The 12,923-nt window shown below is 34.5% G+C and carries 12 protein-coding genes; all 12 read right to left on the minus strand.

Annotation, left to right across the window (positions count from 1 at the left end; genetic code table 11):
- Positions 1–32: 32 nt before the first annotated feature.
- Positions 33–872, minus strand: a complete 840-nt coding sequence (locus Gferi_RS04930) for a GNAT family N-acetyltransferase (protein ID WP_083273382.1) — start codon at positions 870–872, stop codon at positions 33–35.
- A gap of 189 nt (positions 873–1,061) precedes the next feature.
- Positions 1,062–1,523, minus strand: coding sequence for a hypothetical protein (locus Gferi_RS04935; RefSeq protein WP_069974521.1), 462 nt, complete (start codon positions 1,521–1,523; stop codon positions 1,062–1,064).
- Between the two features lie 357 nt (positions 1,524–1,880).
- Positions 1,881–2,513, minus strand: coding sequence for a hypothetical protein (locus tag Gferi_RS04940; protein ID WP_069974522.1), 633 nt, complete (start codon positions 2,511–2,513; stop codon positions 1,881–1,883).
- A gap of 300 nt (positions 2,514–2,813) precedes the next feature.
- A complete protein-coding gene (locus tag Gferi_RS04945; RefSeq protein ID WP_069974523.1) occupies positions 2,814–3,680 on the minus strand; it encodes an aminoglycoside 6-adenylyltransferase in 867 nt (288 codons plus the stop codon).
- A 352-nt stretch (positions 3,681–4,032) separates the two neighbouring features.
- The gene (locus Gferi_RS04950; protein ID WP_069974524.1) at positions 4,033–4,626 is read right to left on the minus strand and encodes a hypothetical protein; all 594 of its coding nucleotides are present in this window, start codon (positions 4,624–4,626) and stop codon (positions 4,033–4,035) included.
- Positions 4,627–5,329: 703 nt separating this feature from the next.
- Positions 5,330–6,517, minus strand: coding sequence for an IS91 family transposase (locus Gferi_RS04955; protein ID WP_069974525.1), 1,188 nt, complete (start codon positions 6,515–6,517; stop codon positions 5,330–5,332).
- Entirely contained in the window at positions 6,510–7,358 is an 849-nt protein-coding gene (xerA, locus tag Gferi_RS04960; protein ID WP_069974526.1) for a site-specific tyrosine recombinase/integron integrase, read from the minus strand. Before xerA ends, Gferi_RS04955 begins: the two co-directional genes overlap by 8 nt.
- A gap of 319 nt (positions 7,359–7,677) precedes the next feature.
- Positions 7,678–8,274, minus strand: a complete 597-nt coding sequence (locus Gferi_RS04965; RefSeq protein ID WP_069974527.1) for a DJ-1/PfpI family protein — start codon at positions 8,272–8,274, stop codon at positions 7,678–7,680.
- Between the two features lie 369 nt (positions 8,275–8,643).
- Positions 8,644–9,360: a tyrosine-protein phosphatase gene (locus Gferi_RS04970; RefSeq protein WP_069974528.1), complete on the minus strand. Its 717-nt coding sequence runs from the start codon at positions 9,358–9,360 to the stop codon at positions 8,644–8,646.
- A 280-nt stretch (positions 9,361–9,640) separates the two neighbouring features.
- On the minus strand, positions 9,641–11,104 hold the full coding sequence (locus Gferi_RS04975) for an Msr family ABC-F type ribosomal protection protein (RefSeq protein WP_069974529.1): 1,464 nt from the start codon (positions 11,102–11,104) through the stop codon (positions 9,641–9,643).
- 124 nt (positions 11,105–11,228) lie between these two features.
- The gene (locus tag Gferi_RS04980; protein WP_236932696.1) at positions 11,229–11,525 is read right to left on the minus strand and encodes a hypothetical protein; all 297 of its coding nucleotides are present in this window, start codon (positions 11,523–11,525) and stop codon (positions 11,229–11,231) included.
- A 663-nt stretch (positions 11,526–12,188) separates the two neighbouring features.
- A complete protein-coding gene (locus Gferi_RS04985) occupies positions 12,189–12,758 on the minus strand; it encodes a hypothetical protein (RefSeq protein ID WP_069974530.1) in 570 nt (189 codons plus the stop codon).
- Positions 12,759–12,923 lie beyond the last annotated feature (165 nt).

Here is a 12,923-nt window from a genome sequence, read left to right on the forward strand (position 1 = left end):
TGGGCAGTCCCAAAATTAATGGTTAGGCTGAGTCATGTGATAGATAGTTCCGGAAACTTAAACTCACCTAAATCACAATTTATACCCCTAATAAATATGGGGTCAGTTTCATATTCCTGCATAACATATTCAATATCTGACCAATAAGGCATAAACCCAAATTCCACCTTAGTAACGTTACTAAATGGAAGAAATTTAGCAAGTTGGGTAAAGTTAATATTTCTAAGTAAGTAGACACCTATCAACTTCAGTGTTGATTCCTTTTGCTCTGCTATTATTAAAGTATCAAGTTCAGGTATTTCATAGATAGAATCTTTAAGATAACCCCAGTATAAATGAAAGATATTAATACTGGCAGTATTTAAGCAGTCTAGTTTATGTGAAAAATTAACCCGCTTGTGAATATAATTCCAGACCTTTGGATCGTCGTATTGTAGCTTAACTGGTTTTATGTCATTTTTTATCTCAAATTCACAAACAGGTAACTTTTCAAAAGTCCGCTCAAAACCGAACTTTGGATAGAAATTTACAACTCCATTATTTGCAGATAAATACATTGGAAGATCCTGATATTTTTCAATAATGTGCTCCATCAATATCCTTGATAATCCCCTGCCTCTACACTCTTTTTTTGTTGCTACTGCCCCAATTGATAAAGCAGAATATTGTTTTTGGTTAAACAATAACTTCGTCTTAAAAACGCAAATATTGGATATTATCTCTCCATTTTCGATAATTGAATAACTCTCATAATTTTCATCCCACAAATTCAGGTCATACCAAAATTGGAAATCTAAAAAGATATCTTTTAAAAGTTTATTTAGCTTATGTTGATAATTTTTATCGTTCCCATTATTAAATGAAATTCGCATAGTTAATCCCCCTCAGTACTTTCTTCCACTTTACCGGGTTAAATGGGCGGTCTTTTGTGCTGTATTTCGTAGAACATTCCTGGGATTTGAGAACTTGGCAGTTGGCGCGATTTTTAAAATCAGTAAGTATATATCTTCAACAGGGGTATAATTATATCTTATCTTTGATGTTTCCAGCTATTTAACAATTTAAGCCCTCGCCTTTTCTGGAACAGATCGTCTCATTTTCTCGATGCATCTTAAAATCTCATCCCTGTTTTTACCATTCTTTATCCACTTAGGCAATCGGCTAACCATACTATTATTCTTCCATCCATGCTCATCACAATAACCCTCTCGAATACTTGCATAAACAAAACGCTCAATGTATTCTAAGTGTTCCAAATTATATGCCCAAAGTTTTTCACCACAACAGTTTGATTCTAACCAGAGAGGGTAATCGCTTCCAATAATACCCGGTGAATTCTTATATACCTTTATAAATCCGCAGAAACCACAAATCAACGACCTTTTCTCATAAAAAAGAAATGAGCCTTTTTCATCTGGAAATGATTTGACAACCGCAAACTTTTCACATTGAGGGCACTTTACATAAAACTCATATATAAAATCATAAATTGTTTTACCTTCGTCTTGAAACTTATGATCCATATTAAATCTCCCTACACTCAATTAGATTGGTAAGATATAGAGCAAGTCGGTGGCAAGTCGGGACGGTCCTTACTTGCTTTCAAGAGGCTGCCGATTCCAAACACGCTGCTTTACGAAGAAGGACAAGATATGTGAAATGGAAGAACCAGTGTTGAAGGAAAACGACCATAAAGTAGCCTGCCACCTATATGATTAGCTGCTAGGTGTGCGTCAAAGGATTGCTTATTTAGAGAAGAAATTAATGAAATGGAGATAAATAGATAAAGACTCTTTTCAAGCAGCCTTTTTGATTCGTTTAGGCAAATTGAAATTTGTATAATTTGATGATCCTTATCCACAAATCTGAATATCTTATATCTAATAAGAATCAAGTTCTAATTTATCTATAAATTCTTTCATTTCATCAAAATGTTGTTGGTTAGAAGATGCGTAAAGCATATCGTAATCACTATTCTCAATCATACAAATTACCTCATCATCACAATTTCCATAATATGAGATATTCATCCACTGATGTAATTCATAATCTATCTTTTTGTATCGATTTCTAATGATCTGAGCCTGTTCCTCGCTAATCATATATAAATCTTCACTACAATATTCAAGCCCCCAACTAGCCGCCTGGAAAAATGCCATTGCATATAAAAAATCAAGTAAATTTTCACTTTCAAGTTTAAACTCATTTTCATTCCATGAGCAATAAACAGGTGGATTATCTTTGTTCAAATCACTCTTTTTTATAGCCCATTGAACAACATACTGATTTTCCTTGTAAAATATAAGATATTCTTTAGCTTCAATCAATTCACTTGGCTGGCATAAAATATTCTGCGTTTGATTTATCTGCTTGTAATTACCTAATTGTCTGTAATATTCTTGTAATATAAAAGGTAAACTTCCATGTTTTTCACAAGCTTTACGTATATCATTTTCTGAAAAGCCATCATTCTGTTTTATATTAAAAAGTTTTCTAATAACTTCAAACTCCATTTATTTCTTCCTTCCTATTTTATAAATTCCACCTACAAATTACTATTTATCTGCAGGTTATATATTTATATAATCTTTACTTCGCAGTTTTACAAATGTGTATTAATAAAGCTACAACATCAAACCCTTATAAAACCGGGCAGAACGCCCGGATATGTCTGTCATTCTCAATTTGTGCATATATTATTTTAATTATTTCATTAAAGCATTGTAATCCCGCATCATAATATTCTCTCAAGATTTTTGAGATCTCATCATCATTATCTATAACCGCTGAATACGACAATTGAGGATTTTCGGTCAAATGAAAATAAGGTTGTCAGGTAAGTTTTTTACATGTTGTAGATATTCTGACATCAATTTGTCATCATGGTAAGGATAACAATAAGAAAATTGGTTTGAAATCTCTGTAGCTAATAATCTATATAATTTACATGCACAAAACAAAGACTTCCAAATGTCTTCATAGTTTCCAGTTGGAAAGGTATCCTTATATAAATTCCATAGGTTTTCATCAAGATATCTTTCAAGGTATTTACCCATTTTACCAGTTGAAACTTTAAAATCATGTTTCATCCCAATATACCAAGATACAACAGCATCTAAATCGTTTCTAGCTATATTAAGCATTTTGATTGCATAAGGAAGTTCTCTCCTTTTAATTCCTTTTGCTACATTTTGAAGAATCCACCAAAACGAATTACATGAGTTTTCAAAAGCTTTTTTCGTTGGTTTAGATATAAAATACACTTCAACTCCTGAAAATTCTACGCCTTGTAATAGACCATCCTTATCAAGTAATGTAATTCCAACTCTGTCATTTTCAATAACATTATCAATATTTTCAATTGAAGCGAAGGTTAAATCTATTCTGTTACCATCTTTAAAAAGCATTTGATAGTTAAACCTACCGTTATACTCAGAGACTTCATAGTCCTTATAGGAAGGCATTTCTAGCATAATTCTTTCTCCGAAAATATCAATCCAGGAATGATTGCATGCAAAAAATTCAAAGTCATTTACAAAGTAAACTATATCATAATCCTGGAAACAATCTTTATTTGAAGGATTGCTTACTCGTGAACCATTCATGACTACGGCACGAATACGCGCATCTTCCTTTGCAGTATTTAGGACTATGTCCATCATCTCTTTTTCCGTCCTCATTACTTAATCTCCTTCATTAATCAGTGTTTAATTCGTATTACCCTGCTATTATGTATTAGCCTTGTCTTTCATAATAGACCCCCAAAAAACAACCCCGACATCACTATTTCTTATAACGTTCCTGCCATTCCCGGCACATTCGAACCGGACTCTTAAGGAATGCCCCTTGGTGGTACTGCCCCCAGTGAGAAGGTATGGTGCTGAAGCTGCTTCGTGACGGTACTTCTTGTATCCAAGCGGGAATGGTCATGTTAGTTGATACCACAACCTATCTTTCTCATGGCACATTATAGAGATAGTGAGAGACACCACTGTATATAGTTATTATGCCTACTATCTTTATGCAGAACAGTTACATGAAACCAAAATCAAAGATCCTATAATCATTATCATCAGCAGTTTTCCCAACAATAAAACTTCTACTAAATGTTCCGTTCCCCCATTGTGCTCCATATTCGATTGCTCTTTTCGAAAGAGTTTGTGTGAATTTTATATTGATTATTTCATATTCGGTTAACTTGTATTTTTCAATACATTCCTTCCACCCATAATAATACAAAGGATTTTGTTCACCATTATCTAATTTTTGCTCACTGTATTCTTTTTCTGATAATGTTGAAATTCTATGTATGATATATGATTGGGTATAAATATTGTCTTCAAATTGCTTCTTTTGATTTTCTATTGAAATTTTGTGTGGTTCTATGTCTGATAAAATGTCGTACTTAGCATCAAATTCAGCAGTAATCGTATATAAAAAATCCTTTATTACAGTTTCTTCCGCAATGTTTTGAGGAGTATCTTCTAATACAAAATTACGGTCATCTATGCTTATGTTACTTTTGTCTTTGAAAGCATATGTTTCTTGAGATATTTGTATCTGGGTACACGCCGATAGACAAATACTCACCAAAATTAAAATAACTAAAATTATTGATCTTCTCATTTTTATTCCTCCTGAAAAATTATAAATAATCTATAGCTACGCATATTCTACTGATATTCAAAATACCAGGTAATCCAATTGACACCAACGCCCTTGATCCTTAATGAAAGCGCCCTCCGTCTCCTCTGCACTTTAAATTAACACTATCAAAAACTACTCCACATCCAGAACATATAAATGATGCGACATACAGGGGAACACCACAGGGAGTGTTTCATGCATCACATACCGACAGGCTGTTATTTCCTGTAGGGGAGAACATTGTTCTCCCGATGCATATCATTAGCGGGCGCACACTGTGCGCCCCTACATTGTCTCTCACATAAGGATAGCGATAGGGGTAGACCTGTGTGTCTGCCCAAAGAGACGGCAAAATTAACGGGTGGACGCATAGGTCCACACTCCACCACTATGTCGCATTATGAATAGCATTGTATTCGGAAGTTGAGCCTATTAAAACCAACACCCTTAATCAAGATTAAAAGTGTTGGTAGAATTTACAATTGCTCAATTTCCGAAACATAATATAGAACGAAGCCGCGTCACCACTACCTATGGGATTTCAATATTTTTCATCCTCCATAAAGGACCAATTTTCATATTTTCGTAGTAGAAACTTATTAGTTTCAGCCTTACTATATTAATATTTTACACTATTTTCCTATAAAAGGGTATAGTTCCCCCCTCCCCCAGAAATATTGATTTATGCCGTTTTGATTTCTCTTTCTGGCGGTGAACAATTTTTAGGAATTGGCTTTTCTTTTGTAAGCATTTTTCCCTTTTCACAGCAAGGACATCTAGTAATATCTACACCTGTTAATTTTAAAAGTAGCTCTGCTACACTTAGCTTAACTACGGCGTTATCATCTTTCCTTAAAACGACACCCATCATTACCTTGCACTTCGTAATCTTTATCTTTCGATTTCGATTGCTTAAAATCCCATAATGTCTAATTTTTACAAATCTACTGGGTAGAATATGGATTAAAAACCTACGGATGAACTCCTCAACAGTAAGAGTCATAAGTTTTTTCTTGTTTCCATCACGATAGTTCCTCCAACGGAATGTAACCTGTCCATTATCAAGCTTTACAATTCGATGATTTGAAATGGCTACCCGATGGGTATAGCGTCCAAGGTACTCAAGTACGTGCTCCGCACTCTGAAAAGGAGGTTTGCAATATACCACCCATTCTTTTTTGTACAATTTGCCAACGAAGTATTTAAAATCCACTTCATTCTTAAGAATCTTAACATCTCCTACAAGCTTCAACTTTTTTTCAGAATAAATACGTTTAAGATAATACAGGAACTTACCACGAAACTTTCTTGATAAAACCTTTACTGGAATGAAAAAATTTTTTCTCGCACTGATCCACCGACTACCGTCATGGGACAGTCCACCCCCAGGAACAATACAATGAATATGAGGATGATCCATTAAATTTTGTCCCCATGTATGGAGAATAGAGATAAATCCAATCTCACCACCCAAATATTTTGCATCTCTACCTAGTTCCAGAAGGGTTTCCGATACTGCTTTAAAAAGAATGGAATATATTTCTCTTTGGTTCAATAGGGTCATGAAATTTAATTCTTCAGGCATGGTAAATACCACATGAAAATACCCTACGGGTAACAAGTCCTTCTTTCTGTTTTCAATCCATCTTTCTTTTGTAAGGGTCTGACACTTAGGACAATGCCTATTCCGGCAGGAATTATATGAAACCCTTATGTGACCACAGCTATCGCACTCATCAACATGCCCGCCAAGGGTATGGGTTCTACAGGACGCAATGGCAGACATCGCCTTTAATATATGATTGGGCAATCTATGTTTTTCCCTATAGCCCTGTCCATATTGATTGAATATATCTTGTAGCTCAACCATTATTTACACCTGTTAAAGAGTCTAGGGGACTTACTATATTTAGCAAATCCATTCTTCTTAAATGCAAGTAAATGGTTGTGGTATTGATGGAAGTATGACCAAGAAGTCTCTGAATGTAGCAAATGTCGGTTCCTGCCTCCAAAAGATGGGTAGCAAAACTATGTCTTAGGGTATGTACAGAAGCATTCTTCTTAATTCCGACCCTATCTTTGGCATCTTCAAATACTCTTTGAATGGTACGTGCAGTAATGGGACTTTTACCATCTGCGCCCATAAACAGATAATCACTAGGATGATATCGCATCCAATATTCTCGTAAAATATCAAGATTGGTCTTAGACAAAAGTGTATATCTGTCTTTTTTACCTTTTCCACAGCGAACAGAAATTTGCATGTTCTTACTATCAATATCAGAAACCTTAAGTTTTGCAGCTTCGCTGACCCTAAGACCTGCAGCATAAATAGTCATAAGGATTGCTTTATGTTTAAGATTAGATACTGCATCAAGAATGGATTTTACCTCAGACTGAGACAAAACAACAGGCAGTTTCTTAGGCTCTTTAATTCTTGAAAGTTTTTCTACATTCCATTCTCTCGTAAGAGTTTTAGAAAAGAAGAACTTCAGAGCACTATGAATCGTATTGACAGTTCCTTCACTCAAACCTTTATTTATGATACAATGGTGTAAATATTGACGAATTTCATCTTCACCTAATAGATCTGGGGACTTACCAAAATACTTGGCAAAACGGCTCACATGAGCTACATAGTACTTTACAGTAATTGGACTATACCCCCTAAGCTCCATGTCCGTTTGCATTCTTAATCTTAATTCAGACATACTAACACTTCCTCTCTATTTTTCTCGGGATAGTTAAATATTAAAGGAAGTGTTGATATGAATAAAGTGGCATCTTTAATCAAGATACCACTTTATTTTTATATTCTAAGTAGGTTTAAAGGGGTCAGCAGCCACCGCGATAGCGGTTTAGTTCAATAAAACAAATGTACACTAAACCTATTTCCAATAATTATTCATTTACAAGTCAACACTTGGTTCGAAAGGATTTCCGGTAGCGTTCTGAGAATTTGCAACGTCGGGTTACTCTATCTCCGATCTTGCAAACCCTTTGTTAGACGAAGCCGCCCGTTTCCCAAAACTAAATACTAATATCATACTCCATTCTCTTAGCTGTTGTCCTGGCAATCTCTTCTCCAATAAGTTTTATAATCAGATAAAACGACATATTAATTCCGGCTGAGATCCCCCCAGATGTTAGTATTGAACCCTCGTCAACATACTTAACACCTCGTTGCACTATAACCTTTTGGAATTCCCTCTCTAACCTATCAATATCCATCCAGTGAGTTGTAGCTCTTTTACCGTCTAACAAACCCGCTTTAGCCAGTAAAAATGCACCAGTGCATACAGATGCGATTAATGTAACCTTATTCATTTGATCTTTTATCCAACGAATAACTATATCATTATGGATTTCAATCTCTTCCGCACCATATCCACCAGGGATAATCAAGACATCGAAGTTAGGATTATCGGCAAAGCTATAATCAGGTAAAACTTGAAGTCCGTAGCGAGCCCTAACTGTTTCTTTTGTTTGAGCAACCGTCTTAACGTCAAATGGTTTAACATTGGACCCTGGATAAGTTGTAATGGATAATACCTCAAATGGTCCAGCAAAGTCCATTACCTCAACTTCATTAAAAAGTAATATCCCTATCTTCCACTGATGATTCATACTTTCTCCTCCTATTTAAAAACTGCATGCAAGGCAGTTTTATCTGTTCATAGAAATAAAAGCACGCTCATTATATCCGTTAATATAAAATTCTGCTATTCCTTCCGTCGTTGCTCCTATGGATCCTCCGCCTCTAAAAAAGTATCCAAAAGAAAGACCTGGCCGATTGATATATAGAATATGAATTATTCAATATATACTGAATGTTTTGCCCCCAAAGGAATAGCCGATATGAATGAGTTAATTTCTTATAACGTCCTGAGTGTTCTCGAAGTCTGGTTACTACATTCATATTATACCAGATTTTTGGAACAATCTGGTATCTCTAAAGACATTAAAGTTTTTTCTCAAATTGTGCTATCCGTATTACTATTTTGCTGCATTGGGACTTATTGCATTTCTATTCAATTTTATTTTTAATTGTAATATTTCACTATCACTTAAACCAATTTGTAAAAAATACGCTTCTGCTGAATTATATTTTTGTTGGAACATGTTCAGAAATTTTTCCATGTACTCTATTTTCGGAGTTATAATATTCACGTCAATATTCTTATTGCTATTACAGAACTGTTGCAACATAGAGCTTAAGTATGCTTGGGAAAGTTGATAATCAGCTAAAATATCTGTTTTACAAACACCGGCTAATAACAAAAGTAATGCTGAAATTACTCCAGTTCTATCTTTCCCTGCTGTACAATGGTAGAGAACACCGTCTTTAGCTTTCGCAAATACTCTCATGATATTAAGTACGCTTGTTTGCTCATCCACCATTTCAAAGTATGATTCTGGAACAGCTTCAACACTTGTAGGTAAATGTCCATCTCCATAAATCTTACAATGATAGTATTCGAAGTTTTTATGACTTTTAAGAGCACAAGGTCTATCTTGAACCTCATTATCGCTTCTTAAATCAACAATTGTTGTTATATTATTAGATAATAATATTTTTATGTCATCGTCGGATACTTTAATTGGAGCATCGCTACGCAAAAACACCTTATATGCGGTTACATTGCCACAATCTGTGGGATAACCTCCTATATCGCGTGTGTTAAGCGTGCTGCTTAATAAGAATCTACGCATATAATCACTTCCTTCCGATAAAGGTAATCCAGAAATACCATATTCACATTTTCTATGGCTATATATCACTTATTTTATCACATATTTAAAGCTCCTAGAGTAAATCTGGGAACTATCTTGAGAAGAGGATCATAAAGTGGAGATAATTGAAAAATGCGCATCTTTATCATTGGATGAAAACCCCTACTCTGCAATTATAAAAAGTTTGCGGGTCTACTGAATGATAGATCCACAAACTTTTTTACAGTCTCACCAACCTAAGTTTTCTAGTTACTTCAAACTACCTTACCAGATTCAAGCTTCTGTCTTTTATTTCATAAACCAAATCCGCCACATTATCAATCAACCGTTTATCGTGGGTGATAAATAAAATTGTCCCTGCATACCCTTTCATTAGCTTTTCTAAAGCCTCTAAACTTGGTAAATCAAGGTAGTTGCTTGGTTCGTCCATTAGCAAGATATTATACTTGCCAAGAAACATTTTGGCTAACAACAACTTGATAATTTCACCGCCGCTTAAAACCGATAATGTTTTGTTAATATCATTCTGTAGAAAGTTCATTGAGGCTAGTACTGAACGTATTTCGGAAACATTGTAATCACAATCCTCCTGCATGAATTTCATAACTTCCTGATTACGATTATACTTATAGCCATTTTGGGCAAAATAACCTATCTTTGCCTTAGGAGAAATGGAGATTCCATCTTCACGGTTTAAGATCATTTGTATTAAGGTTGTTTTTCCTGTACCATTACCTCCAATCAATGCCACCTTTGCTGCAAGTGGAATGCTAAAAGATGCCTTTTCAAACAACAACTTATCTTCAAACCTTTTACTTATTTCTGTTCCAATGATCGGATATGGATTATGGAGTTCTAATGCAGTACTTTGTCGAAAACAAATTGTGCGGGTGTTTTCTGGAGCTTCCACATCGCTCAAAGCTGCAATTCTGTGTTCCATAGACTTAGCAGCATTATACAGTTTTTTTTGCTTACTTCCCACTGTTTTCTGATGTGCCAGACGTCCACCGCTTTCAGAACTGTTTTTCTTAGCAGCACCTTTTACTTTCTGATCTATTTTACGTGCTTGTTTTCGCTTGTCCTCAGCAGCCTGTTCCAGTCGGTCTCGTTCCGCTACAAACTGTTCGTATTTTGCTGCCTGATTTTTACGCTCTTCCTCTTTCTGGCGAAGATAATCAGAGTAGTTTCCCCAATACTCCATGATTTTTCCGTCTTTCAGTTCCCATATCTTATCTACCACCTCATCAAGGAAATAGCGATCATGGCTGATAACTAACAATGCACCAGAAAAATATTTTAACTGTCTGATTAAAAAATTGATTCCTTCATGGTCTAAATAACTGGTGGGTTCATCTGCCAAAATACCATGCACCTGTTCTGAAAGAGCTTGTGCTATTTTAAGTCTTGTTTCTTCACCACCGCTCATGGTCTTTACCTCTAGTTGTTCAACGCCGAGTTTGCTCATAAGTGCAAAATCTTTTACCTCCTGCAAAGCTGCTTCATCTAGCTGAGGGATATAGGCAAACTCTCCAAGACGATGGATTTTACATCCCGGTGGGGTTAATTCACCCAAAAGTACCTTGAGTAAGGTACTTTTTCCTGCACCATTTTCTCCCACCAGACCAATACGGTCATAATCATATAACACCAATTCAGCTATATCTAACACGTCACGCCCTGTGTATTCTACACGAACGTCTTTTGCTTTTATTATTAATTCCATTTTCCTTCCTCCTGTCTAAAATCGCATGTTTTCATTCACCTGTTCGCAGGGAAAACCCTGCGATTTAAGCAGGAAGGATTATATGAATATATAATACATAAGTGTACCTCCTTTACATTTTAAGTTATTTTTTCTTCATGCCAATTATTAATGTTAAATCTACAGTTATAGTAGATGTATTCTTTTCATATATATCATTTAATCTATCAGCACTCTGTCCCCAAGTTAATGGTGTCATACTAACGAAATATGGTAAAAGCTCTTTTTTAACATCAAAAGAATAGTTGATATTTTGAATCTCTTTAACATCTAGCTTTTGTCTAAAATAATTGATCACTTTACCATTAGAATAATCAGAGACATCCTTACCACTATGAATTGTTTCCCGTAATTCTTTAAGATACTTCGATCCTGGAATCACCTTTATAACAATTCCTTGATTATTTAGTATTCTATCAAATTCACCTCATTTATTAATCTGATGTGAATTCTTGAAAATGACCATTCAACGTTAAAAAGGGCTGCAAATGAACATAATCCATCTGCAACCCTTATATCTCTATAAAAAATATGGGACATCAAAAACTACACGAAGGCAGTCTAAGCTTAATGTCTATAATAGGATACAATTTAAAAGTGTATGAATGTTCATTGCAAGAATCCTAAAATAAGGTATAACAAACAAACCTAAAGCAATAGGCTTTTTCACACCTTATCTCTATTTAGTTATTTGTATTAAACTAAATAACGGAGTCTCATTCTATAAATAAACATTCACATACCTCTTTTCAAAATATTTGCTCTTAGTATAACACATATGAAAATAATTATCAATATGCCCTTACATTAGCAAGATTTGTCCCCATATTTTTAATGGTCAACAATAAACTAGATATACGCTTAAAAATACTATTCTCATACAAAACCCTTGCACTTTTATGAAGAACTAATAAACACGTAATATTAGAGTGTTCACGACGTTTATCAGCTCTCGCGAAGCCTGACCCAAGATGCTGATGAATGTTGGAAACACTCTGTTAGGCCACGGAAAACACGAAAACTGCTAATTGATATTAAAAATTTGTTATTCAAACATAACCAGCCGATATGGTGAAACGCTTTTTATGTACTCCATATTACTTGATACCAACGACTTCATGACATCATTAAATTTCAAAGTATTGTCATTAGTTAATACAACAACCCTACTATCTCTTAATGGATTCCCAAACTTTCCTTCTAGCATTAACAAGTATTGGTACGGTTGCTTTTTTTGGTTTTCAGAACTGCTATCAAATAAATAGTAATAATCATCATCGAAAAATAAATCGTTAAAATACACAATGGTATCATCTTCTGTTTCTGTATAAAATTTAACTATGCGAATACTAGTATTTTTACCTTTTGATGCGTCTTCAATAAAACTGTTCCACAATTCTTTATTTGCAATGTCCTTTGAATCTTGTTTAACAAAACATCCATCTTTTTTAGCATCTTCTACAGTATACTTCGTTGGTAGATTTGAAAAACCTGTATACTTTCCATTATCGTCAAATGAAAATTTTATGCTTTGATTATCATATTTTTCAGCACATGATATTAATAATCCGACAATGCAAATAATTGTAAAAAATGATACTATAATCTTCCTCATACAAATTACCTCTCACTAAGAATGCTAGTTTTTTTCTTTCAATCTAAAATAAGTATTATTGCAATCATTGAAAATACTAGAGTTGACTTTTTAAAACTAATAATTTTACTTTGCATTATTTCCTCCTCAATGCTCTTTTTAAACAGTCTTCACATGTTATACTGA

It is taken from the genome of Geosporobacter ferrireducens, assembly GCF_001750685.1.
Taxonomy (GTDB): Bacteria; Bacillota; Clostridia; order Peptostreptococcales; family Thermotaleaceae; genus Geosporobacter; species Geosporobacter ferrireducens.